Genomic DNA, 25,420 nt, shown 5'->3' on the forward strand with positions numbered 1-25,420 from the left:
TGGCGACGCGCTAACTATCTAAAGTTCGCCGCCCGGGACCGGCTGGTTAACTGCAAGCCTTCATGACTTGCACGGACCCGCTCCATGACGAACATCGACTATTCCGATACCCGCCTGCCTGACAGCCACTATCAACTGTTGACCGGCACCCTGCCCCCCTGGCTCGGCAATGCCTCTGCCAGCAAACGCCAGGCGCTCAAAGCCGTCCAGCCGCTGCAGTTGCAGGGCAGCGCTGAACAACGGGCCGCACTTGCGCGGCTGACCGGCGCCCACTGGGAGGCGCAAAACAGCGTAGACCTGGGGTTGCAAAGCCTGCAGGACATCAAGGCGTTCGCCACGCCGATACTCGAACAGGCACTCAAAGCCGACTTCAACCTGGTGCTGGATGTCGAGGCGACCTATCTGCGCCTGTACATCCCCGATCACATCCCCTGGTTTTCGATACGCTCCGGCGCAGCGCGAACCTGGACGGTCTCGCTATTGGACGCCGCCCTGCATAATTTCGAACACAAGGAAACCCTGGTCGACGCCTACGCACCGGCCTCGACCTTTATCACAAAGCCCTCGGCCAGCGGCCAATTCGACACCCTGGCGCAGATCAAGCGTGTGCTTTCAATTCCGGCGTTCACCAGCCTGTGCCGTGACCTGGATATCGGCGCCCGCTACGCCCGCTACCTCAACGAAGCGCTGGGCATGTCCAACCCTGTGGCCGCTGCGGTCTTGCGCCTGAAGGTCGATGCCAGCCAGAAAGCCGCTCTACGGGCAGCCCTGCAATTGGCCCGGATCAACGCAGATATCAGCGATGACTACGCTGACGTGATCGAAAGCTTGATCGCCGGCACACCCGACCCCAGGCTCGACGGCGCGCGCCTGCGCTGCCAGGATTTACGCATGATGGGGATTGCGCTGACGGGCATTCAACTGTTCGCCCCCGAGCTTGAAAGCCCGCGGTCGCCGCAACGCCTGGTGGCGTATGTTCCCGATGATCCGCAGCACCCCGTCAAGGAATATGCGTCACCCCTGGCGTTCAAGCAGGAGCTGACCCGACAACTGCGTGACCGCGACTACCAAACCTTTTTCAGCCGCTTCGTGCCCCACGCTCAACTCGGGGTGTTTTTTTCCGGCTTGAGCCAGCATCTGGCACGGATCACCTGGCACCCGCCGGTCAAGGGCAGCGGCCAGGCGCCCTGGCGCAGCACGCCCATCGACGACCCCAAGCTACAGTTTGATGCCCAGCCCATCACGGGCGATCCCTGGTTGCACCTGTACCATCGCAAACTCGACAAGATCCTCAACGACGCCTGCACGCTGGCGGTCTCCACCGCCAGCGTCGATCGTGAGGCGCGCTGGCGGCTGTGGGACTCTTTCGTCGATGTGGCGGCCTCAATCCTCAATGCCGCACTGATGGTGGTGGCCCCCTTCGTCCCGGGGCTGGGCGAATTGATGCTGGGCTACATGGCCTATCAACTGCTTGATGACGTGTTCGAAGGCATCGTCGACTGGGCCGAAGGCCTGGGCAAGGAGGCTTTTGGTCATCTCATGAGCGTGCTGGAATCCCTGGTGCAAATGGGGGCTTTCGCAGTGGGCGGCCAGATTGGCCCGGCCGAGTTGCGCAAAGTGCTGCCCGAACCCGTCCTCGCGTACATCGACAGCTTCAAACCGGTAAGCCTGGCCAACGGCGCCCAACGCTACTGGAAACCGGACCTGGCGCCCTACGAATATCCATCCGCCTTGCCGCCGCGCATCGGCATCAATGAGTTGGGCCTGCACGAGGTGCGCAGGGAATCGATTTTGCCCCATGAAGGCAAGCTCTACTCCGTGGAAAAAGACGCCGACAGCGAGTTCTATCGCATCAAGCACCCAAGCCGTCCTGAAGCCTACCGCCCCGTGGTGCGGCACAACCAGGCCGGCGCCTGGCATACCGAGCTTGAACAACCGCTGGCGTGGGACAGACCTACGCTGTTGCGTCGGCTGGGGCACAGTGCCCAGGCACTGAGCGAGGCGGACCGGGAACTGGCCCTGGACATCAGCGGCGTTCCCGAAGACGCCGTGCGCAAGATGCACGTCAACAGCGAACGCCTGTCGCCCCTGCTGGACGATACCTTGAGCCGCCTGCGCATCGACCGCAGCCTCCAACGGCTGATCGAGCAGCTGCGCAGCGACGACCCGGCGGTGCATCACCAGATCGACCCTCAAGACACCTTGCAGTTGCTGACCACCCACGGGCCATGGCCGCGTACCAAAGCGTTGCGCATCATCGATGACAAGGGCCAGACCGCCTGGGCGTTCGGCGACAGGAACGTGCCGGTGATCCAGGTACACGAAGCCCAGCTGGAAAACGGCGACTTGCTCAAAACCGTCTTGCGTGGGCTGAGCCCCGAGGAAATTCGCGCCCAATTCGATGAACGCGCCAGCGACCCCGAGCTGAGCCTGGAAAACCGCAGCCGCCTGCTGCGCCATAGCCTGGCCGATATTGCCGAGCGTCAGCGCAGCGCGTTGTTCGAATCGCGCTATGCACCGTTGCGGGCCTCCGTCGCCCCCCTTACCCAACAATTGCTCAGCACCACACCTGAATTGCCCGCAAGCGTTGCGCAAACCCTGGTGAACCAAATGACCGGCGCCGAGCTTGCGCTCCTGCATGACGGCAACACCCCGCCACGCCTGGCCGAACTGGCACGCACCGCATGGAGCGAAGTACGGGTCAATCGCGCCTACGAGGGGCAGCACCTGGCCGCACCGCCGCCCCTGGACACCGATCGCCTTGAATTGAACAGCCTGCGCCTGCTGCCGGGCTGGTCGAGCGAGATACGGCTCGACGCTCGCCATCACTCGCCCACCGGCCCCACCTGGCTGCAGATCGGCCCGACCGATGCGCCCATTCACCGCACACTGGTGCGCACCGAAGCAGGGCGCTACATCCCCTGCGACGAACAGGGCGAGCTTTCGAGTGAAACGGACCTGTATTCGGCCATTTTGAGTGCACTGCCCGATCAACAACGCGATCAGCTCGACCTGCGGATTCACCAGGGCGCCGAACTCAAGAGGCGCCTGCGGCAACATTCATTGCCCCGCGATGAACTGCGTGTGCTGCTCACGCCTGATATCAAACCGCAGAGCGTCACGGAAACCCTGCGCCTGTTAGGCAGCGACAACGGCTACCGTGCCCAGGCACCGGCACCGCTGGGCCCGCCGAGCCTGCTGGACCGCGCGCGCGCCCTGTACCCCGAACTTCGCGAACACCCATTGACCACGCTGGTGAACCACTTGCACTCACAGACAGGTGGCGCGCTCGCGGGCCTGGAAGCGCTGGGCATCGAATACCGCCAACTGGAACGTGACCTCAGTACCTGGCAACGCAATATCCCGCTTCAAGACCCCGCAAACGGCTCCCTGCTCAGCCTGCGCCAGCGCCAGTACGAGCAACGCAATCGCGAACTCATTGCCACTGAACTCAAACGCTGCTGGCGCCGGGAGCTGCCCGTTGATGATTACTTCGAAGACCCTGCGCGCGACGGCTACCGGCTGAACCTTCACTATCACATTCGCGGCGAACTTCCACGGCTATCGGCCAACTTCGATCACGTCTCGATGCTGACCCTCTCAGGCAGCCACCACACACAGGGCGCCGCCGGGTTTCTGGCCCTCTTTCCCCGCCTGCGCCATCTGAGCGTTGACAGTATTCCCTTGGGCAGCGTGCCGCCGGTCGTATTTCAGATGCGCGGCCTGAACGTACTGAGCCTGAGCGACTGCAGCGTCACCCTGACGCCCCACAGCCAGACCCGGCTCGCCTCGCTGACCCAACTGCAAACCCTGGACCTTCATAAAAACCCTTTGGGCCGGGTGCCCAGCGTCGAAGCAATGAACGAGTTGAACACCCTGGACCTGTCCGAAACCGGCATTGATCGCCTCCCTCCCGGCATGCTCACCCGCAACGACCTGAGCGCGGCCTTTCTCAGCGGCAACCGGATCAGCGAATTACCTGAGGCGCTATTCGAACTGCCCTCACATACCAGCGTTGCCTTCGACCTGTCTGACAACCCGCTGTCATCGGCCACGCTCGAGCGCGTTAAAGCCTACTACCAGCAACATGGCACCTACTGGGAGGCCAATGCGCCAGCGGTGGATGCGCGTGACGCACAACAGCTGTACCCCTCGCTGGACACCAACCAGATCAACCAGTTTATCTACAGCCTCCCAGGCAATCTGGAAGCGGGTAAGCGCGAGCTGGCAAGATTGGCGGGGGAATTGGGTACGCTGCAGTCAGAACTCAACCATTGGGCGCAACAACCGCAGCTGCCGCCCCCGGAAGCCACCCGGCGCAGCCAGCTTAATGCCTTGCTTGAACGAAGCTGGCGCAGGGAAATCCCCCAGGACACTCAATTCGTCCATGCCCTGGAAATCCCCGCAACACTGGCGGGCGAGTTGCCCACGCTGAGCGCGCGCTTCAAGCACGTTGGCTCACTGACCATCAAAGGCAATGGCGGCCCAATGCAATCGTCGGCCTTGATCGACAGCTTCCCGGCCTTGAGCATCCTGCACCTCGAAAACGTTGCGCTCGGCGACATGCCGGCACCGGTGTTCAACCTGCCGGCACTGACCGTACTGGGACTGCCACGCTGCTCGATAGCGCTGAGCCCCGCCAGCGCCGCGAAGTTGCAAGGCATGAGCCGCCTCGAATACCTGAACCTGGATCACAATCCACTGGTAAACACCCCGGACTTCAGTCACTTGCCCAGACTGAGCAGCATTTCACTCAAGGACACCGGATTGACCCAGGTCCCCCAGAGCCTGCTGGGCGACCCGCCACGCCAGTCGATCAACTTGAGCAAAAACGCTATCGAGCAACTGCCCGACGCGCTGTTTTCCATGCCGGCCTCGAGCACCAGTGGCCTGGACCTGTCGGAAAACCCGTTGGCACCCCAGGCCCTGGAGTCGATCAAACGCTACTGCCAGCGCACCGGCGAAAGCTTCGCCGCCCAGGCACCCGTGGCCCAACGCCGGCGCACGCAGCAGCTATACCCCTCGTTCCTCGACACCGAGGCAGACCGTTTCATCTTCCACCTGCCCGGCGACTTGGCGGCAGTGGACCCAACGCTGACGCACCTGGCGGCCGAGTACGAACAACTGGGCAATGACCTGCAACTGTGGGTGCAGGCCGTTCCGGACCGCCATCCGATCCTGGATGTACCCATTGATGAACAAACCCGTGCCCAGGACCAACTGAGGCGACGCAACTTCAAGACACTGCTGGAACAGGCCTGGCGACGAGAAAGCCCCGAGGATGAAGACAGCCTGGACGATGAGCTCACCCATCAAGTCATACTCGACACTCCGGTGATGGGCGATTTACCAGCATTGAACGCCAACTTCGACCACGTGACCTTGCTCCAACTAGACGGGAACGGCACCACGACCGGCGTCGACACGATGTTGCGCAGCTTCACCCACCTGCAAACACTCAGGCTCAGCAAATGCTCCCTGGGCGTCCTGCCCGAGGCGCTCCAGAGCATGCCCAAGCTGTCCACGCTGGACATGACCGAATGCGCGATACGATTGACCCCCGAAACCCGTGGCAGGCTGACCGCCCTGACCGAACTTGAGTTCGTCAATCTGAGCCACAACCCCTTGGGCCTTACCCCTGACATCAGCTCATTGCGTGAACTGACCTCGCTGCACTTGAGCAACGCGGCACTGAACGAAGTTCCGCAGGGCGTCTTTGGCCTGGATCAACTACAAACGCTGGACTTGAGCAACAACGCCATCCAGGAGATACCGGCGGACTTGCTGGAGACCTCGGCAGCCTTCAATGGCGACAGCGATTTGAGCGGCAACCCCCTGTCGGCGCAAAGCCTGCTGCGCTTGCGTCAGTACTATCAGCGCACGGGGGTGGACTTCCAGGTAGCGGCCGCCACCGTGGACAATCAAGGCCAACCTTTGATAGTGGCCAGGCCTGTCCCCGACGAAGACTGAAGGTCGATCAACCGCGCTCGGACGGTACCGACGACAATTCAAACGGGCTGCTGCTGCGGCGCTGGTTGCGGTCTTCGCGCGGCGTAGCGCCGAAGAAGTTACGGTAGGCGCTGGAGAAGTGCGGCCCCGAGGAAAAGCCGCACGACAGGCCGATCTGGATGATCGACTTGCTGGTTTGCATCAGCATCTGGCGGGCCTTGTTCAGGCGCAGCTCCAGGTAATACTGACTGGGGACGCGGTTGAGGTATTGCTTGAAGATGCGTTCCAGTTGTCGTCGGGACACGCACACGTGCTGGGCGATTTCATCGGTGGTCAGCGGTTCTTCGATATTCGCTTCCATCAATAGAACAGCCTGGGTCAGTTTCGGATGACTGGAACCCAGGCGGTTCTGCAAGGGGATGCGCTGGCGCTCGCCGCCTTCGCGGATGCGCTCTACCACCAGTTCTTCGGAGACCGCGCCGGCCAGTTCGGCGCCGTGGTCACGCGCGAGTACCGCCAGCAGCAGATCGAGCACCGACATGCCGCCGCAAGCGGTCAGGCGATCACGGTCCCAGTCAAACAGATGACTGGTGGCGATGACCTTGGGGAAGCGCTCGGCAAAATCGTCCTGCCAGCGCCAGTGCACGGCGGCGCGATAGCCGTCGAGCAAGCCGAGCTGGGCCAGCGGGTACACGCCCGCCGATAATCCACCGATCACACACCCTGCCCGGACCAGTTGCTTGAGCGCAGTGCTGAGCTGGGAAGCGATGACGGTGGGCGGCTCGTCCGCCAGCAGGAACAGTTTCTGAAAGCCGTCCAACTTGCCGGCCCACGGCTCGCCGGGCAACTGCCAGGCCCCTTCGGTTTGCGGCTCGGCCTGTAGAAACGATAACTCGTAGACCACCTCCGGATGCACCCGCTGAGCAACGCGCAAGGCCTCCTCAGCCAGCGCAAGCGTGAGTGCTTTTGTGCTGGGCCAAATCAGGAAACCAATTTTATGGGCGGTCATGGAGTGCTATCCGAAGCGAGTAACGGTAATGAAGACAGAGGCCAATGCTAGCCGGTAAACCGACACAAATCTCAAAAACAATGGTGATCAAATGTGGGAGGGGGCTTGCCCCCTCCTACATAAAGCAGCTCCAACAGCAAAGGACTATTTCAAGCTGCCGGAGAGGAACTGCTGCAACCGTACGGACTGCGGGTTCACCAGCACTTCGCGCGGGTTGCCGCGCTCTTCGACAATGCCTTTATGCAGAAACACCAACTGGTTCGACACCTCACGGGCAAAGCCCATTTCATGGGTCACCACCACCATGGTGCGGCCTTCCTGGGCCAGGTCCTGCATCACCTTGAGCACTTCACCGACCAACTCGGGGTCAAGCGCCGAGGTCGGTTCGTCGAACAGCATCACCTCAGGTTCCATCGCCAGGGCACGGGCAATGGCCACGCGCTGCTGCTCGCCGCCGGACATGTGGCCGGGGAACGCATCCTTGCGATGGCCCACGCCGACCTTGGCCAGGTAGTGCTCGGCCTTTTCACGGGCTTCTTTCTTCGACACGCCCAGCACATGCACCGGCGCTTCCATCACGTTTTCAATCGCGGTCATGTGCGACCACAGGTTGAAATGCTGGAACACCATGGACAGGCGCGAACGCATGCGCTGCAGTTGTTTGGGGTCGGCGGCCTTCATCGCGCCGTCTTTGGTCGCGACCAGTTTCAGCTCTTCGTTGTTGAGCAGGATCTTGCCGGCGTGGGGCTGCTCCAGCAGGTTGATGCAGCGCAAAAACGTACTTTTGCCCGAACCACTGGAGCCGATGATGCTGATCACATCACCAGCTGCGGCGGCCAGGGACACGCCCTTGAGCACTTCATGACTGCCATAGCGTTTATGCAGGTCTTGGACTTCAAGCTTGTACATGCGGTCGGTTCTCACAAAAACAGGTGGTCAGTCGTTGAGCAAGCGCCCGTGACGCAGCGCTTCGCGCCCCGCCACCTTGGCCAGCCAGAAACCCGCTTGGGCATAACGCAGCCGTTCAACGGCAAACAACACCCCGGACGTACCCGCGCAGATAATGCTCACGCGGTCGGCCAGGGGATCAATCACTTCAAAAATGGGGTCGCCCTGCTCGACCCAGTCACCGGCCTTACGCAGGTAACTGATCACCCCGGCGTGGGGAGCGAACAGCAATTCGGTGCCTTCGAACGGCATGCCTTCGCACGCTTCGTGTTGCGGTGCCGGCCATTCGCCCTTGATCAGGCCTTGCTCGGCCAGAAACGCCAGGATGCCTTCAGCGTGGAAGATCGCTTCATCGCGGCCGGTGTCAGCCTGGCCGCCCAACTCCAGCGTCGTCGCCAGACAGGCCAGTGGAATCTGCGCGTCGGGGAACGTGCGCGACAAACGCAGCCAGGGCAACGAACAGGCTTCATCAAACGAACTGCCGCCGGAATCTTCCGCGAGCAGGCCGACCTTCACATTCAAATGCGCCGACAGCGAACGCCACTGCGGCCAGTGCTGGGGCAGTGCGTACATGTGCAGCGCGGCCTCGGCGTCGCAATGCAGGTCGAGCACCACGTCGGCGGTGCAGGCATGGCTGAGCAGGATACGTTGCATGCCTTGCAACTGGCTGCTCGGCGCGGGCAAGGCCGTGAGCACATCGCTCATGGCCTGGCGAATCATGCGCACATTGGCATGGGGGTCATCGCCCAGCTTGCCTTGCAGCCGCTCGGCGACCGGCTCGCTCAGCTCAACGAAATCGCGGTTGAAATTCTTGCCGCTGCCCACCTCGAAACGGCCCTGATGGCTGCCTTGCAGCAACTGGCCCAGGCCCATCGGGTTGGCCACCGGTACCAACTCGATCACGCCGTTAAGCGCGCCTTGCTGTTCCAGTTCGCTGAGGCGCTTTTTCAGCTCCCAGGCCGCGCGCATGCCGGGTAATTCATCGGCATGCAGGCTGGCCTGGATATACGCCTTGCGCTCGCCACTGCCGAAACGAAACACGCTCAGCTGGCGTTCACAGCCCAGGTGACCCCAGGGCAACAGGTGATCGATACGTTCCATATCAATGCTTCCGTGGAGCCAGGTAGCTCAGCCAGCGGCGCTCGGCCAACTTGAACAGGCGCACCAGGATGAATGTCAGGCACAGGTAGAACACACCGGCGGTGATATAGGCTTCGAACGGCAGGTAATACTGGGCGTTCACCGTGCGCGCGGCACCGGTGATATCGATCAAGGTGACGATGGAGGCCAGGCTGGTGGTCTGCAGCATCATGATCACTTCGTTGCTGTACTGCGGCAGCGCGCGGCGCAGGGCCGACGGCAACAGGATGCGGCGGTACAGCTTGTAGCGCGACATGCCCATGGCCTTGGCCGCTTCGATCTCGCCATTGGGCGTGGCCTTGAGGCTGCCGGCGATGATCTCGGCGGTGTAGGCGCTGGTGTTGATCGCAAACGCCAGGCACGCACAGAACGTAGCGCTGGACAGCAGCGGCCACAGGAAGCTTTCCCGCACCGCTTCAAACTGGGCCAGCCCGTAGTAGATCAAAAACAGCTGCACCAGCATCGGCGTGCCGCGAATCACATAGGTGTACAGCCACGCCGCACCATTGACGATCGGCTGCTTGGACACGCGCATCAGGCCCAGGGGCAAAGCGGCGAGCAGGCCGAAGAACAGCGCAATGGCGAGCAGTTTGAGGGTGGTCAGCAGGCCGCCGAGGTACAGCGGCATGGCCTCCCAGATGACGTTGTAGTCGAAGATCATAGATCAGCCGCCCTTACGCCTACCGAGTAGCGCTTCTCAAGGTAGCGCAGGGCCAGCAACGACACGCTGGTAATCACCAGGTACATCGCCGCCACTGCGAGGAAGAAGGTAAAAGGCTCGCGGGTGGCGTCGGCCGCCTGCTTGGCCTTGAACATCATGTCTTGCAGGCCCACCACTGAAATCAGCGCAGTCGCCTTGGTCAGAACCAGCCAGTTGTTGGTGAAACCGGGGATCGCCAGCCGAATCATCTGCGGCACCATCACCCGGAAAAACACCTGGAAGCCGCTCATGCCATACGCCAGGCCGGCTTCAGCCTGGCCCTTGGGAATGGCCATGAAGGCGCCGCGGAAGGTTTCCGACAGGTAGGCGCCAAAGATGAAACCCAGGGTGCCGATACCGGCGGCCAGGGGGTTCAGGTCGATATAGTCGTCGTAGCCGAGCAGCGGCGCGACGCGGTTGAGCAGGTCCTGACCGCCGTAGAAAATCAGCAGGATCAGCACCAGGTCGGGGATCCCGCGGATCACCGTGGAGTACAAGTCACCCAGCCAGGCCAACCAGCGCACCGGCGACAGGCGTAACGCGACCCCGATCAGACCCAGAACAATGGCCAGGGCCATGGACGACAAGGCGAGCTGAAGCGTCAACCATGCGCCATCGAGGATAACGGCCCCGTAGCCTTTCAACATGATTCAGGTCCTCGAAAAGGGGGATGAAAAAATGGCGCAAACTTCAGAGTGTTCTGTTGCTTGCGCCATTTCAGACAGACAGCTGCGACGATTTACTTGGCTTCAGGCCCGTAAATGTCGAAGTTGAAGTACTTGTCCTGGATTTTCTTGTACTCGCCGTTGGCACGGATCGCTGCGATAGCGGCGTTGATACGGTCCAGGTTTTCCTGGTCGCCCTTGCGTACCGCGATGCCTACGCCGTCGCCGAAGTATTTGACGTCGGTGAACGATGGGCCGGTGAACGCATAGCCTTTGCCGGCGGGGGTGTCGAGGAAACCTTCCTGCAACAGGGTGGCGTCAGCCACGGTGCCGTCGAGGCGACCGGCTTCCACGTCCAGGTAGATTTCGTTCTGCGAGCTGTAAGGCACAACCGTGGCGCCTTTGGGAGCCAGCACTTCCTTGGCGAAACGATCGTGGATCGAACCGCGCTGCACACCAATCTTCTTGCCCTTGAGTTCATCCAGGCTGTCGCTGACCTTGGTGCCTTCCTTCAACACCAGGCGCGCCGGCGTCAGGTAGTAGCGGTTGGTGAAGTCGACGGACTTCTTGCGGTCTTCCGTGATGGACATGGACGACAGGATCGCGTCGATCTTGCGCACTTTCAGCGCCGGGATCAGGCCGTCGAATTCCTGCTCGACCCAGGTGCACTTCACGTCCATCTGCTTGCACAGGGCGTTGCCGATGTCGTAGTCAAAACCGACGATGCTGCCATCCGGCGCCTTCGAGGCAAACGGAGGGTAAGCGGCTTCAATACCAATCTTCAGTGGCTTGCCTTCGGCGAAAGCCTGCATGGACAGCACGGACAGCGCCAGGGCGCCCAACAGCACGAGTTTCTTCATCTTGGGACTCCATCGGTATAGGGCAAAACAGCAGTATGAGCCATGGCCCACGATGCGGCGAAGGTGAAACCGAATAGCGTTGCAGCGTCCTGCGCCAGAGAGTGCCAGCGACGACGAGCGAGTGATCGGCATTCTAACGACAGGCGGAAAGCCGATATTTCCTCAATGCGACAACAATTTACAGAAGCACCGAGAAAGCGGTTCCAGCCCATTGACAGCCTCTGGATTTTATGCAGAGACAAAAGATATTAAACCAGCTAATGCTGCAAATTGCGGGCCTATTATTCGCAAACCCTTCTGGCACGGCAAGTGTGGCGTTTAATCTTATTTGCGGGGGTGTCTGAAACGCAGTTTTTCGGGGCGCGGATGTAGCCGTTCGCCTCATGCCAGGGCGCAGGGTTACACATTTGCGTTCGACGGTAACATTCAGAAATATCCTACTGCGCAAATCGATATTTATTGGCTTGTTGGTTATGCAGGTCTGCCAGACCACCCTCTGCACACGCCTTGAAATGCAATCCAAATGTGGGAGGGGGCTTGCCCCCGATAGCGGTGTGCCAGCTGATACATGCTCCACTGACCCACTGCCATCGGGGGCAAGCCCCCTCCCACAAGGGATCTTCACTGTGTGCAAGATCCCATAAAAAAGCCCCACCCGGCCTGCGCCGAATGGGGCTCTGTCCCACCTACCCCGCCTTAAGCGACGTTCATGGTCTTGTGCGTCTCAATCAACTGCGCAACCACCCCCGGGTCGGCCAGGGTGGAGATATCCCCCAACCCGTCATACTCAGCCGTGGCAATCTTGCGCAGAATGCGCCGCATGATTTTCCCCGAGCGCGTCTTCGGCAAGCCCGGCGCCCACTGGATCACGTCCGGCGAAGCAATCGGGCCGATCTCCTTGCGCACCCAGTTCTTCAACTCCAGGCGCAGTTGCTCGCTGGGCTCTTCGCCGCCGATCAAGGTGACGTAGACGTAAATGCCCTGCCCCTTGATGTCATGCGGCACCCCCACCACCGCCGCTTCCGCGACTTTCGGGTGGGCGACCATGGCGCTTTCGATCTCGGCGGTGCCCATGCGGTGGCCGGACACGTTGAGCACGTCGTCCACACGCCCGGTGATCCAGTAGTAACCGTCCTCGTCACGTCGCGCACCGTCACCGGTGAAGTACATGCCGCGGAAAGTCTTGAAGTAGGTGTCGACGAAACGATCATGGTCGCCGTACAGCGTACGCGCCTGGCCCGGCCACGAATCGAGGATCACCAGGTTGCCTTCGGCCGCACCTTCGATCAGGTTGCCCAGGTTGTCCACCAACGCCGGCACCACACCAAAGAACGGCCGCGCCGCCGAACCCGGCTTGAGCGCATGGGCCCCCGGCAACGGGCTCATCATGTTGCCGCCGGTTTCGGTCTGCCACCAGGTGTCGACAATCGGGCAACGGGATTGGCCGACGTTCTTGTAGTACCAGTCCCACGCTTCCGGGTTGATCGGCTCGCCCACCGACCCCAACAGGCGCAGGCTGCTGCCGTCGGCGCCTTCGCAGGCGGCGGTGCCCGAGGCCATCATCGCGCGGATCGCGGTCGGCGCGGTGTAGAGGACGTTGACCTTGTGCTTGTCGACGATCTTCGCCACCCGCGTGATATCCGGGTAGTTCGGCACACCTTCGAACAGCAGCGTGGTCGCGCCGTTAGCCAGCGGGCCGTAGACGATGTAAGTGTGGCCAGTGACCCAGCCGACGTCGGCGGTGCACCAGTAGATTTCGCCCGGGCGGTAGTCGAACACGCGCTCATGGGTCAGGGCTGCATACAGCAGATAGCCGCCGGTGGTGTGCTGCACGCCCTTGGGCTTGCCGGTGGAGCCGGAGGTGTAGAGGATGAACAGCGCTTCTTCGGCGCCCATCTCCTTGGGCGCACACACGGTGCCCGCCACTTTCATCAGGTCTTCGTACCAGATGTCGCGATGCTGGTTCCACTTGATCGCGCCATTGGTGCGCTTGCACACGATGACCTTCTGGATGCTGCTGGTTTCCGGGTTGGTCAGGGCGTCATCGACGTTGGCCTTGAGCGGAATCTTCTTACCCGCGCGAATGCCTTCGTCAGCCGTGATAACAACCTTCGACTTACAGTCGATGATGCGACCGGCTAGGGCTTCGGGCGAGAAACCACCGAACACCACCGAATGAATCGCCCCGATGCGGGTACAGGCCAGCATGGCGACCACGGCTTCGGGGATCATCGGCATATAGATAGTCACCACATCGCCGCGGTGAACGTCCTGGCCGCGCAGGGCGTTGGCGAACTTGCAGACTTGTTCATGCAGTTCGCGGTAGGTGATGTTGCGGCTCTCGGCAGGGTCATCGCCCTCCCAGATGATCGCGATCTGGTCGCCGCGCTCGGCGAGGTGGCGGTCCAGGCAGTTGTAGGAAACGTTCAGGGTGCCATCGGCAAACCACTTGATGTCGACATGGTGATCGTCGAACGACGTCTGCTTCACCGTGGTGAAAGGCTTGATCCAGTCGAGACGCTTGGCTTGCTCGCGCCAGAAACCATCGGGATTGACCACCGACTGCTGGTACATCGCCTTGTAGGTCGCCTCGTCGGTCAGCGTGTTGGCTGCTACTTCGGGACGAACGGGGTACAGGGAAGCCGCACTCATCTTTCTTACCTCGGTGACAATAGTTGTTGTTGTATGGCCCCTGTTGTAGCCGGGGTAGGCCTATAGAACCATTCGACGATGGTAGTAACAAGACCCTACAAATTGCCCAGCTATGCCGGTATCCCGCTCTGGCCCGCGTCCTGTGGCGCTTGGCGGGCTTAGGAAAAAACCTTCATCGTGGGATTGTTACAAAAACCGTCAAAAGTGTTTATCAAAACCACGGGTATATGAATATAACCCGGGCGCCTAGAATCAACTCCGCCAACCAAGGCACTCTGATTAACACCGTAACAGCCCCCACGAAGGCAACGTTAATCCGAACTTCCCAACTTTCAAGTGACACACGTGGCCTCACAAGGGCCCCGTGATCCCTTTCGCCCTGAAGAAGGTAAATAGAGAAATGAAAGCTTTAGTAGTATTAGCCCTCAGCAGCCTGTGCGCCACCGCCGCCCTGGCCGACGAAGCCCCGACGGAGCTGGCTGGCGGCAACGCGCCGATTGTTGAGGACTACACCTACAGCACCCACCTGGACGTCGCCAAAGTAGTGTCCATGAGTAACATTCCACAAGTGTGTGAAGTTGTACCGGTGAAGATGGAATATGAAGACTCGCAAGGTCAGCGTCATATTCTTAATTATCATGTGATGGGGAATGGTTGCTCTAACGGGTAATAACTTCGTTATTTAGCTTTAACCCGGATCTTGGTCGCCGCAGGAAATCGTTCTTGCGGCCAAGAACCCACCTCGAATGCACCACAGATCAAATGTGGGAGCGGGCTTGCTCGCGAAGACGATAGATGCTGCACCACTGCAATCCGCTCTAAGCGCCCGAATCGGGCTTCACACGCTCAATGACATCTTTCCTTTCTTGCAAAAAAACCTCATCCACCTTAGGCAAATCGACCAGCGACAATCAACTGGCCCTGACTGGCCTCAGAATAATTGTGTCCCCCTCCCTGAGAATTTCCAGCTCATCCACCCCGTCGTAAGCCATATCCGCTGGCAAATGGATCGTCTGACCCTCTCTACTCTCAATGATCGAAACAGTGCGCATAACAAGTTGCCTCCCCAACGTAGCTGACTGCTGCAATTTAAGGGAGCTCCTCGTCGCAGAGCAACGCAAATGCCCGCAACCTGATCACCTCTTCCCCCCTCGGTAAAATACCGACACCTCCCGTCAAAAACTTCCTACCCACCAACCCCCCGTAATCCCTCACTCTGGCCTAAATATCCACCTTTTTGTCCGCCCACCGGGACAATCCGCCACAACACAAACCCGTTTTTTTCCCTATAATGCGCGGGTAAATCGGGCCTGCAATATCCCTTTACACAGGGATGAAGAGCCAGACCTGAGGCCTCCGCTGGAGCCTGCACCTACCGCTCCGCACCTCAAGCCTCATGCAGTACCCGTTACGCAATTTCCGTTTATTTGCCTGCGCGAGCTGCTGCAACAAACGATTCCTTAAGATCCACCGCGGCCTCAGGGCCGTGTGAACACCCCACCATCCGGTTTCACACGGGCACCTTTGAGCCCTCACGCAGGAGACGACACGTCATGCTGAGCTGGGACGAATTCGACAAAGAAGAAGAAGGCGAAGTAGCCACCAAGGGCGCCAACGCCGGCCACGCCACCGAAGCCAACATGGACCGCCTCGACGGAGCCGGCGCCGCCGCCGCCATCGAAGCCCGCGCCGTCACCGCGAGTGATTCGGCCGCCATCGCACGCGCCAAGGCCGAACTGGACAAACTCGACGTCGCCGAAGGCCTCGCCGAACTCGAAGGCGCCTCCGCCCGCGTCGCCGTCGACGAAAAGCGCATGATCAACTGCCGCGCCGACCTCAACCAGCTCGTGCCCTTCAAGTACGACTGGGCCTGGCAGAAATACCTCGACGGCTGCGCCAACCACTGGATGCCGCAGGAGGTCAACATGACCGCCGACATCGCCCTGTGGAAAAACCCCGAAGGCCTGACCGACGACGAACGTCGCATCGTCATGCGCAACCTCGGCTTCTTCTCCACCGCCGACTCCCTGGTTGCCAACAACCTGGTGCTGGCCGTGTACCGCCTGATCACCAACCCCGAATGCCGCCAGTACATCCTGCGCCAAGCCTTCGAAGAAGCGATCCACACCCACGCCTACCAGTACTGCATCGAATCGTTGGCCATGGATGAAGGCGAGATCTTCAACATGTACCACGAGATCCCATCGGTCGCTAAAAAAGCCGCCTGGGGCCTGAAGTACACCCGTTCGATCTCCGATCCGAAGTTCGAAACCGGCACCGTCGACACCGACAAAGAGCTGCTGCGCAACCTGGTCGCCTACTACTGCGTGCTGGAAGGCATCTTCTTCTATTGCGGCTTCACCCAGATCCTGTCCATGGGCCGCCGCAACAAAATGACCGGCGTGGCCGAACAGTTCCAGTACATCCTGCGCGACGAGTCGATGCACCTGAACTTCGGGATCGATGTGATCAACCAGATCAAAATCGAAAACCCGCATTTGTGGGATGCCGAGATGAAGGAAGAAGCGACCCAGATGATTCTGCAGGGCACGCAGCTGGAGATTGAATATGCGCGCGATACCATGCCTCGCGGTGTTCTGGGCATGAATGCGGCGATGATGGAGGATTATCTGAAGTTTATTGCTAATCGTCGGTTGTCGCAGATTGGTCTTAAAGAAGAGTATCCAGGGACGACCAACCCGTTTCCGTGGATGAGTGAGATTATGGATTTGAAGAAAGAGAAGAATTTCTTTGAAACCCGCGTGATTGAGTATCAGACGGGTGGGGCGTTGAGCTGGGACTGATTTCCAAGCCAATTAACACTAAAGAGCCCTGACTTGTTCAGGGCTTTTTTATGCACGCTGACTTGAATAGGACCCCTCCTACAAGACGATCATCCATGGAAGGGTTGATGCGAATGTCGATGTTACCTAGGCTCATCCGCCGGTGCCTAAGAAACGCCCAACGTAGAAGCAAGCCTAACTCACACAGCAAAAATTCCGCTCGATGTCAGTCATGCGGAATTCACGCTGCAATGAGGCTTGGTCGGTTGGAGTTTCTTAAAACCCCACTCTCTACGCTGGGTTCTGGCCCTTCAGAAACCACGTAGAGGTCATAGGGAATGTCCAAACAACATCAATCCAACTTACCGGTCGCTGAAGAAGCAGTCGCGGCTGAACTGTTTATCGCCATTGTTTTCACTCGTCACAGTCTTCATTTACATACTCTTCTGCTGGAAAACCAACCTTGGTTCTGCGCTCGCGATCTTGGTCGTTTGATGGGATGGCGCTTGGATCAGCGAACGACTCGCAAGCTTGATGAAGATCAAAAAAGAACCATAAACCTGCTATTCCACGGTCAGCCGGAAGAAATGTTAATGATCAGTGAATCCGGCGCCTATGCATTACTGGTCTATCACTACATACCGGGAAACCGCTTACTACGTAGCTGGCTGACTCACGAAGTTGTTCCGACGTTGCGAGACAATCGCCAGGCACGAACGATGGAGCGCCCCTTATTGAGCATGCTGGATTGGCCCGAGATGTCGTTGAACCTGTTGCATTGGCAGGATGAGGGCTGGATTCGTCTTCGAGACATGCCGTATTTGCTGGTGAATAGAACCTACCGGAAAGAGACCGAGAACACGCCGTGGTGGCGCAAGCTCATACAATCGCTCCGAATCAGTCAGCGAGTCTACTGACATATTCGCCCGGCGTTTCCTACGGACAAGTAGGAAATTTCGTAGACGCCATAATGGCTACTCAGTATCGTCCGAGGGTTTTCCACCCTCGGCGGCTGCATGGACATTACGAAAGACAAAACGGATTGGAGCGACGCGGAGCTGGCAGCGGCGGTCGAGGCGTATCTAAAGATGTAGGCCTGGGAAAAGAGCGGCCAACTTTTCAACAAAGCCCTCGAGAACCGGCTTCTACGCGAAGGCCCGGTGGCAGGCCGTGCGAAGGGCTCCATCGAATTCCGTATGCAAAACATTTCCACCGTGCTGGTCCGTATGGGTTGGGATCGTATTGAGGGCTATAAACCCGCCAAGAACGTGGGCTCCGGCGTAGAGCAACGCATCCGCCACGCCCTCACTGCACAGGGCGTGTTCGAATCCGAAGACGCTGCCCAAACCGCCGATGAGCAAACGCTTATCCGCCGCGCGTCCAAACTGCAGCAGCAAACCTTCTCAAAACTCCCGGACGGCATTGCCCAACCGCAGAAGGTATCCACGTTCAGCACAGCCTTCGTTCGCGACCCGAAAGTACGCGCTTGGGTGTTGAAAGAAGCCAACGGCATCTGCGAAGGCTGCGGTTCAAACGCGCCGTTCGAGGTCGACGGTCTACCATTTCTTGAAGTACATCACGTCAAGCACCTCGCCCAGAAGGGTTCGGATCGCATCAGCAATGCTGTAGCCTTGTGCCCCAATTGCCATCAGCGTTGTCACCGGTCGAGCGATCGGGAGGCTTTCACCGAAGGGCTTTACGCCAAAATCGGAAGATTGGCACGGGAGTAGACTCCTGCTGTCACACCTGATGCACATTCAAAAAATACTAGATAGGACCGAGGCCAACCCGTGAACCCAGACATGCTCGAAGCCGGCCCCATCGACGCCAAAGTACTCTCCGTCTTTGACTTCGACGGCACCCTCACCCACCACGACAGTTTCGTGCCCTTCCTCAAGTTTGCCTTTGGCACTGGCGCGTTTTATGGCCGGATGGTGAAGCTGGCCGTGCCGGGGCTGCGTTTTTTGGTGCGGCAGATCAGCCGGGATGAGTTGAAGGCGCAGTTGATTCGCACCTTTATGACCGGGGTGGAGAAGGCGTGGGTGCAGCAGAAGGCGGAGGAGTATTGCCAGCGCAATTGGGCGCGGTTGATGCGTCCGGCGGGGGTGTTGTCGGTGGAGCAGGAGTTGGGCTCGGGCGCGGTGGTGACGCTGTGTTCGGCGTCGCCGGCGTTGGTGTTGCAGCCATTTGCCGATCGGCTGGGGATCCGTTTGATCGGGACTGAGCTTGAGGTGGTGGACGGGGTGCTGACCGGTAAGCTCACGGGGAATAATTGCCGCTGTGAGAACAAGGTGCTGCGGCTTGAGGCGGTGTATGGGGACCTGGGGGAGTATCGGCTCAGGGCCTGGGGCGATACGCGTGGGGATCGGGAATTGCTGGCGGCGGCGCAGGATGCGCATTTTCGGCATTTTCATGCGAAGAAGAAAAGGCGGGCTCGGTTGCAGCGGTGATGCGCCGTTTAGACGAACAGCGAAAAGCTTTCCGGCCCCTCAACTTTCTGAAATAGCCGGGTGAACTCTACCACCGGGTTACGTAGCGTACGGAGGGGCTGTGAAACAGACCTCGTCGGTTGCTTATCGGCTCTTGGCCGAATCGTAGACAGCGCTACGTTCCCGCTTACCCACCGCTAATACGAGGATGACTATTCGATCGCCTTCAACACGGTAGACCGGCCGAAAGCCGGCACCACGTAATTTAATCTTGTAGCAATCCTTCATTCCATAAAGCGCGTCAGCTGGAACCCGCGGGTGATCTTGGCGCTCCTGAAGTTTGCGCAAAAACTGATGACGAATTGTACCGTCCAGTTTCTTGAGTTCCTTTAACGCCTTCGGATCCCACTCAATACTAAACTCAATGCCCATTGGCGATATCCGCCTCTGCCTCAGCAATCAGCTCATCAAGGGACACCCGAATCGGTGCTTCCTTGGCGTCCAGCCTCTCCTTGACCAATTGCACCAGTTCCAGCTCATCAAGGCGCTCAACCATCGCCTCGTATACGCTAGCCGGGACCATATAACCCATCACGCGATTATGGTTGAGGACAGCCACCGCCGAGCCGTTGGCTCCGTTCATGACGGATGAAGGGTTCTTTTTGAGTTCGGATACGCTGACGGCCACGTCAGCCAAAACAAGTTGCATGGAGATCTCTCCTTTTAAAACAGGTCGTTATTTTGGTCTTTTTTCGATTACCCACAAGCGGCTGACGGAGAGGTTCCTTGAAGTGATTTGTGTGATGCATAGACACCCTCCTACGGGATGTTGAAGACAATAGGCTTGCCGCCTATGCAGAAAATATGTCGCTACACATAGCGCGCTCGCCAGCTAGAACGCGGTGATCCCATCGCAGCCTCGCTGAAGCTCCACCCCTACCACATTTGATCTTTGACGGGGCTTAGAGCGGCGTCTTCAGGTCCACGCCCAGCGCCGTGGCGAAGGCTTTGACCATCGGGCTTCTTGGCGCGTTGTGGCGCAGGATCAGGTTGAACGCGGTACTCAGGTGGACCCGCTCCGGGCACAGGGCGCGCAGGCGCCCTTCCCTTACCAACGACGCGGCGTAGTGTTCCGGCAGAAAGCCCAGGAAGCGGCCGGTGAGGATCAGGATGGCGACGGCTTCCACTTGGGAGGCTGAGGCGGACTGGCTGTCGTGGTTGACGAAGTTGGGCTTGTCGCGGTGGATCGCGTAGCGGTGGTTGACCACTTCGTATTGGCGCAGTACCTCGGGCGGGATGTCGGTTGCGGTGAACAGCGGATGTCCTACGGCGCAGTAGACGTGGGCCTTTTCTTCGTAGAGCGGGAAGTAGTCGAATTCTTCGCGGCGTTGGTACACCGGGACGATGCCGGCGACCAGGCGCCCTTCCACGACGCCGCGCTCAACTTCATCCAATTGCGAGGCGTGCAGGCGCAATCTGATCTTTGGCGATTCGCTGTGCAAGGTGCGCAAGGCGGCAATAAGCGGCGAGTTAATGTCGGAGACGGTGTTATCAATAACGCCCACACTAAGGTCACCAATCAGCTCGTTTTGCGCTGAACTAAGCTTGTCGCGAAAACTGTCCACTGAGGTAAATAACTCAATGGACGCTTGATACACCAACTTGCCTTCTTCGGTCAGCCCGAAGCCTTCCCGGCCGCGTGTGCACAGGCGCATACCGATGCGAATCTCGAGGTCGGAGATCTGTTTGCTGATGGCCGCCAGGCCCACGTTCAGCTCGTTCTGCGCGGCACTGAAACCGCCGGCCTCGACCACGGCCATGAATACCCGCAGCAACTTGAAGTCCAGCCCGCTCAGTTGCAGCGGTGGTCGTGTGCCGGGTTTGGGGGGCAGGTTTCCAGAAGTGGAAAGTGGGGTTTCCATAATGCGCGTTGACCTCGAGTGCCATATTCAACAGGCTTGAACCCAATCCTTGAACATAGCCAGGCGGCGATAATGAACATAAACATCCGCCCTTGGCAACCTTGAATACGGCGCGTCAGACGCCGGTTCCAACGCGTTGAAATTTTCTTGTTACTGCCTCCGACTCTTCTAAAAACAAGCGTGAGGAATACCCATGTCCCAGCCCACCGACCGCCTTTGGGGCGCTCGTTTCAAGACCGGTCCGTCTGCGGCATTGGCCGCGTTGTCACGCTGCCCCGAACCTTATTTTCGCCTCACGCCCTACGACCTGGCCGGCTCCCGTGCCCATGCCCGTGAGTTGCAGCGCGCCGGGTTGCTGGATGAGTCGGAGACCCTGCGCACGCTGGAAGCCCTGGACCGTATCGGCGATGACTTCGCCGCCGGCTGCCTGCATCCAAGCCTGGATGACGAAGACGTTCACACCTTTATCGAACGCGTATTGACCGAGCGCCTCGGCGCCCTGGGCGGCAAGCTGCGCGCCGGGCGTTCGCGCAATGACCAGACGGCCAACGACCTGCGCCTGTTCCTGCGTGACCATGCGCGCACCATCGCCACCGAGGTGCTGGGGTTGCAGCAGGCATTGGTCGAGCAGGCCGAGCAGCATATTGAGAGCATCTGCCCCGGCTTCACCCATCTGCAGCAGGCGCAGCCGATTGTGTTCGCCCACCACTTGCTGGCCCATGCGCAGTCGATGCTGCGCGATGTGCAGCGCCTGGTGGATTGGGATGCGCGTACGGCGTTGTCGCCCCTCGGCGCGGCGGCGATGGCGGGTTCGGCGATTGCACGCCAGCCGGAGTATTCGGCCAAGGAAATGGGTTACACCGGGCCGTGCGAAAACTCCATCGACGCTGTCGCCAGCCGCGACCATGTCGCGGAGTTTCTGTTTGTGGCGGGCATGCTCGGGGTGAATATTTCGCGGCTGTCGGAGGAGTTTTGCCTGTGGTCGTCGCGCCAGTTTCGCTGGGTGGTATTGGATGATGCCTACGCTACCGGTAGCTCGATCATGCCGCAGAAAAAGAACCCGGACATTGCCGAACTGGCGCGGGGCAAGGCCGGGCGTTTGATTGGCAACCTGACCGGGTTGATGTCGACGCTCAAGTCGTTGCCGCTGTCGTACAACCGTGATTTGAGCGAAGACAAGCACAGCGTGTTGGACAGCGTGGACACCTTGCTGTTGGTGTTGCCGGCGATGGCCGGGATGGTCGCGACCATGAAGGTGCAGGTCGAAGAGCTGCGGCGGCAGGCGCCGATGGGTTTTACCCTGGCCACTGAGGTGGCGGATTGGCTGGCCTCCCGGGGCGTGCCGTTTAAAGAAGCGCATGAGATTACCGGCGCGTTGGTGCAGGCCTGTGAGAAGCATGAGATTGAGTTGTGGGAAGCCTCGCCGGCGATGCTGGCGCAGGTGGATGCGCGACTCACACCTGAGGTGCGCGATTGCTTGACCCTGGAAGCGGCGATTGCGGCGCGCAGCGGGTGGGGCGGGACGGCGCCGGAGCGGGTGAAGGAGCAGATTGGGCGGTTGAAGATGGCGTTGGCGGCTCAGCAGGTATGGGCTGAGAGTTATCAGGGATTCAGGATTTGACGATCGTTCCCACGCTCTGCGTGGGAATGCATCCCGTGACGCTCCGCGTCGCCACATTACGCGCGGGACGCGGAGCGTCGGGGGCGGCATTCCCACGCGGAGCGTGGGAACGATCAGCACGCTCTGCGTGGGAACGATCAGCATCAAGCAAAATTTTTGGAGAATCACCATGAACCAAACCCCGGCCGAGCGCTTGGAGATAGAGCGCAAGTTGTCCGAGAATCAGTTCGATATCACCCAGTACGAGCACGTACCGCGGCGTTATTACGGACGAATGTTTTTTGCCACGTTGATCGTGATTGCATTGGCGGCGCTGTTGCGCGCGTTTGCCAATGGTCAGATCGAATGGTCCTACATCGGGCAGTTCCTGACGTCTGAAGCCATTCTTTGGGGCCTGGCCAATACCATCATCATGTCGATCCTGGCGATGGCGCTGGGCGTGATCATCGGGGTAATCACGGCGATCATGCGCATGTCGGCCAACCCGATCCTGCGCTACGTGGCGATCACTTACACCTGGTTGTTCCGCGGTACGCCGTTGATTCTGCAACTGCTGTTGTGGTTCAACCTGGCGCTGATCTTCCCGGTGATTGCCATTCCCGGCCTGTTCAGCATTGAAACCGTCGACCTGATGACGCCGTTCGTGGCCGCCCTGCTCGGCCTCAGCATCAACCAGGGCGCCTACACCGCCGAGGTGGTGCGCGCCGGGCTGTTGTCGGTGGACACCGGCCAGTACGAAGCGGCCAAGTCGATCGGCATGCCGAGCCTGCAGGCGCTGCGCAGGATCATTCTGCCGCAGGCCATGCGCGTGATCATTCCGCCGGTAGGCAACGAGTTCATCAGCATGGTGAAAATGACCAGCCTGGCCAGCGTGATCCAGTACTCGGAGCTGCTGCACAACGCGCAAAACATCTACTACGCCAACGCGCGGGTCATGGAGCTGCTGATGGTGGCCGGCATCTGGTACCTGGCGGTGGTGACGGTTCTTTCATTTGGTCAAAGCCGCCTCGAGCGTCGTTTTGCCCGCGGCGCCGGCAAGCGTTCGTAAGTCTGGGTTGAGGAGATTTGCCCCCATGAGAAGCATCGTCAAGGCCGTCAACCTGAACAAGTATTACGACCAGTATCACGCGCTGCGTGACATCAATATCGAGGTCGAGCAAGGCGAAGTGATGTGCATTATCGGCCCATCCGGCTCGGGTAAAAGCACCCTGCTGCGTTGCGTCAACCAGTTGGAAAAAATCGACAAGGGCGGCCTGTGGGTCGACGGCGAACTGGTCGGTTACCGGGTGGTCGGCAACAAGCTGCACGAGATGAACGAAGTGCAGATCGCAAGGCAGCGCCTGGCCACCGGCATGGTGTTCCAGCGTTTCAATTTGTTCCCGCACATGACCGTGCTGCAAAACATCATCGAAGGCCCGTGCCAGGTGCTCAAGCGCTCGCCCAAGGAGGCCACCGAGGATGCGCTGGAGTTGCTGGCCCGCGTGGGCCTGGCGGACAAGCGCAATGCCTACCCGGTGGAGTTGTCCGGCGGCCAGCAGCAGCGTGTGGCGATCGCCCGCGCGTTGGCGATGCGCCCCAAGCTGATGCTGTTTGACGAACCCACGTCAGCCCTCGACCCGGAGCTGGTAGGCGAAGTGCTGTCGGTGATGCGCGATCTGGCCACCACCGGCATGACCATGATCGTGGTCACCCATGAGTTGGGCTTTGCCCGTGAAGTGTCCAACCGCATGGTGTTTATGGATGCCGGCCAGATTGTGGAAGCCGGCAGCCCCGAAGACATTCTAATAAGCCCACAAAACCCGCGTACCCAAAGCTTTATTTCTGCCGTTCGCACTTAACTAAAAAACTAACGAGAACGCCCCCATGAAAAAGATGTTTATTCCTTCGTTGCTCGCCGGCCTGATGGCTTCCAGCGCAGTGTTCGCGGCCTTGCCCGCAGCCATCAAGGACAAGGGTGAAATCAGCGCAGCCATCGTGCCGAACTACCCGCCGATGGATTTCAAGGACCCGGCCACCAATAAGCTCACCGGCTTTGATTTCGACCTGGGCAACGCCCTGGCCGAGCGGTTGGGCGTGAAGATCAAGTGGCAGGAAACCGGCTTCGAGCAGATGCTCAGCGGCCTGACCACCAAGCGCGTCGACATCGTGCTGTCGGGCATGAGCGACACCGCCGAGCGTCAGAAATCGGTGACCTTTATCGACTACTTCACCAGCGGCCCGCAGTTGTACACCCTGGCCAAGCGTGAAGAGATCAAGGAATTGACTGACCTGTGCGGTAAAAAAGTCGGCACCAGCCGCCGTACCACCTGGCCGTCGGAAATTGCCGCGTGGAGCAAGGAAAACTGCGAAGCGGCGGGTAAGCCGGCGATCGTGGTGATCGGCACCGAAGGCTCGGCCGATGCGCGCGCGCAGTTGCAGCAGAACCGCCTGGATGCGGCGATGCAGGGCAGCGAGACGATTCCTTATCTGATGTCGCTGGACAAGGGCAAGTACAAGCCGGTGGGGCTGGCGATTTCCAAGCAGTTCACCGGGCTTGGGATCGAGAAGAGCAATACTGAGTTGGTCGCCGCGATCAGTGAAGCATTGCAGGGCATGATCGATGACGGGACCTACGGCAAGATTTTGAAGAAGTGGGATCTGGAGCAAGGTGCGGTCGAGAAGATCAGCATCAATGCGGGCCAGTAGATACAAGGTCTGAAAATGTGGGAGGGCAAGCCCCCTCCCACATTGGATCTGTGTGAT

19 protein-coding genes and 1 pseudogene are annotated in these 25,420 nt (G+C 59.7%); 10 read left to right on the top strand and 10 right to left on the bottom strand.

Annotated elements, in window-relative coordinates; translation table 11 throughout:
* Positions 1-84: 84 nt before the first annotated feature.
* Positions 85-5,970 (top strand): leucine-rich repeat domain-containing protein, encoded by a 5,886-nt coding sequence (locus J1G34_RS15735; RefSeq protein WP_222994311.1) that lies wholly within the window; start codon positions 85-87, stop codon positions 5,968-5,970.
* A gap of 7 nt (positions 5,971-5,977) precedes the next feature.
* Here the strand turns inward: J1G34_RS15735 and J1G34_RS15740 are convergent, their stop codons facing one another.
* The 7 genes from J1G34_RS15740 to acs form a co-directional block, all read right to left on the bottom strand.
* Positions 5,978-6,958 carry a GlxA family transcriptional regulator gene (locus J1G34_RS15740; RefSeq protein ID WP_065884423.1) on the bottom strand — a complete coding sequence of 327 codons (981 nt, stop codon included), beginning with the start codon at positions 6,956-6,958 and terminating at the stop codon, positions 5,978-5,980.
* Positions 6,959-7,102: 144 nt separating this feature from the next.
* A complete protein-coding gene (locus J1G34_RS15745; RefSeq protein WP_065884422.1) occupies positions 7,103-7,867 on the bottom strand; it encodes an ABC transporter ATP-binding protein in 765 nt (254 codons plus the stop codon).
* Between the two features lie 27 nt (positions 7,868-7,894).
* The gene (locus J1G34_RS15750; protein ID WP_065892691.1) at positions 7,895-9,007 is read right to left on the bottom strand and encodes a succinylglutamate desuccinylase/aspartoacylase family protein; all 1,113 of its coding nucleotides are present in this window, start codon (positions 9,005-9,007) and stop codon (positions 7,895-7,897) included.
* A gap of 1 nt (position 9,008) precedes the next feature.
* Positions 9,009-9,707, bottom strand: coding sequence for an ABC transporter permease (locus J1G34_RS15755; RefSeq protein ID WP_065892692.1), 699 nt, complete (start codon positions 9,705-9,707; stop codon positions 9,009-9,011).
* Complete coding sequence (locus J1G34_RS15760) at positions 9,704-10,393, bottom strand: ABC transporter permease (protein ID WP_065892693.1); 690 nt, start codon at positions 10,391-10,393, stop codon at positions 9,704-9,706. The genes J1G34_RS15755 and J1G34_RS15760 overlap by 4 nt, the downstream gene beginning before the upstream one ends.
* 92 nt (positions 10,394-10,485) lie before the next feature.
* Complete coding sequence (locus tag J1G34_RS15765) at positions 10,486-11,271, bottom strand: ABC transporter substrate-binding protein (protein WP_222994312.1); 786 nt, start codon at positions 11,269-11,271, stop codon at positions 10,486-10,488.
* Positions 11,272-11,967: 696 nt separating this feature from the next.
* Entirely contained in the window at positions 11,968-13,923 is a 1,956-nt protein-coding gene (acs, locus tag J1G34_RS15770; protein WP_065892695.1) for an acetate--CoA ligase, read from the bottom strand.
* A gap of 400 nt (positions 13,924-14,323) precedes the next feature.
* On the opposite strand from acs, the gene J1G34_RS15775 reads away from it, so the two are divergent.
* The 5 genes and pseudogenes from J1G34_RS15775 (at position 14,324) to J1G34_RS15795 (ending at position 19,156) form a co-directional block, all read left to right on the top strand.
* Positions 14,324-14,593: a DUF2790 domain-containing protein gene (locus J1G34_RS15775; RefSeq protein ID WP_128876201.1), complete on the top strand. Its 270-nt coding sequence runs from the start codon at positions 14,324-14,326 to the stop codon at positions 14,591-14,593.
* 883 nt (positions 14,594-15,476) lie between these two features.
* Positions 15,477-16,727 (top strand): ribonucleotide-diphosphate reductase subunit beta, encoded by a 1,251-nt coding sequence (locus J1G34_RS15780; RefSeq protein WP_122461669.1) that lies wholly within the window; start codon positions 15,477-15,479, stop codon positions 16,725-16,727.
* Between the two features lie 317 nt (positions 16,728-17,044).
* The gene (locus tag J1G34_RS15785; RefSeq protein ID WP_222994313.1) at positions 17,045-17,623 is read left to right on the top strand and encodes a BRO-N domain-containing protein; all 579 of its coding nucleotides are present in this window, start codon (positions 17,045-17,047) and stop codon (positions 17,621-17,623) included.
* A 99-nt stretch (positions 17,624-17,722) separates the two neighbouring features.
* Positions 17,723-18,436 (top strand): annotated as a pseudogene (locus tag J1G34_RS15790) (HNH endonuclease).
* A 72-nt stretch (positions 18,437-18,508) separates the two neighbouring features.
* On the top strand, positions 18,509-19,156 hold the full coding sequence (locus tag J1G34_RS15795) for an HAD-IB family hydrolase (RefSeq protein WP_065887762.1): 648 nt from the start codon (positions 18,509-18,511) through the stop codon (positions 19,154-19,156).
* Between the two features lie 123 nt (positions 19,157-19,279).
* Here the strand turns inward: J1G34_RS15795 and J1G34_RS15800 are convergent, their stop codons facing one another.
* From J1G34_RS15800 to J1G34_RS15810, 3 genes are all read right to left on the bottom strand, one after another.
* Entirely contained in the window at positions 19,280-19,567 is a 288-nt protein-coding gene (locus tag J1G34_RS15800; RefSeq protein ID WP_262411821.1) for a type II toxin-antitoxin system RelE family toxin, read from the bottom strand.
* A complete protein-coding gene (locus J1G34_RS15805; RefSeq protein ID WP_065894994.1) occupies positions 19,557-19,844 on the bottom strand; it encodes a type II toxin-antitoxin system Phd/YefM family antitoxin in 288 nt (95 codons plus the stop codon). The genes J1G34_RS15800 and J1G34_RS15805 overlap by 11 nt, the downstream gene beginning before the upstream one ends.
* Positions 19,845-20,097: 253 nt before the next feature.
* Positions 20,098-21,057 carry a LysR family transcriptional regulator gene (locus J1G34_RS15810; RefSeq protein WP_222994314.1) on the bottom strand — a complete coding sequence of 320 codons (960 nt, stop codon included), beginning with the start codon at positions 21,055-21,057 and terminating at the stop codon, positions 20,098-20,100.
* Positions 21,058-21,250: 193 nt separating this feature from the next.
* On the opposite strand from J1G34_RS15810, the gene argH reads away from it, so the two are divergent.
* The 4 genes from argH (at position 21,251) to J1G34_RS15830 (ending at position 25,363) form a co-directional block, all read left to right on the top strand.
* Positions 21,251-22,678, top strand: a complete 1,428-nt coding sequence (gene argH, locus J1G34_RS15815; RefSeq protein WP_222994315.1) for an argininosuccinate lyase — start codon at positions 21,251-21,253, stop codon at positions 22,676-22,678.
* 169 nt (positions 22,679-22,847) lie between these two features.
* Positions 22,848-23,726: an amino acid ABC transporter permease gene (locus tag J1G34_RS15820; RefSeq protein WP_222994316.1), complete on the top strand. Its 879-nt coding sequence runs from the start codon at positions 22,848-22,850 to the stop codon at positions 23,724-23,726.
* 25 nt (positions 23,727-23,751) lie between these two features.
* Positions 23,752-24,516, top strand: coding sequence for an amino acid ABC transporter ATP-binding protein (locus J1G34_RS15825; protein ID WP_065887758.1), 765 nt, complete (start codon positions 23,752-23,754; stop codon positions 24,514-24,516).
* A 25-nt stretch (positions 24,517-24,541) separates the two neighbouring features.
* Positions 24,542-25,363 carry an ABC transporter substrate-binding protein gene (locus J1G34_RS15830; protein ID WP_065894998.1) on the top strand — a complete coding sequence of 274 codons (822 nt, stop codon included), beginning with the start codon at positions 24,542-24,544 and terminating at the stop codon, positions 25,361-25,363.
* Positions 25,364-25,420: the final 57 nt, after the last annotated feature.

The organism is Pseudomonas sp. Wu6 (assembly GCF_019891515.1).
GTDB lineage: Bacteria > Pseudomonadota > Gammaproteobacteria > Pseudomonadales > Pseudomonadaceae > Aquipseudomonas > Aquipseudomonas orientalis_A.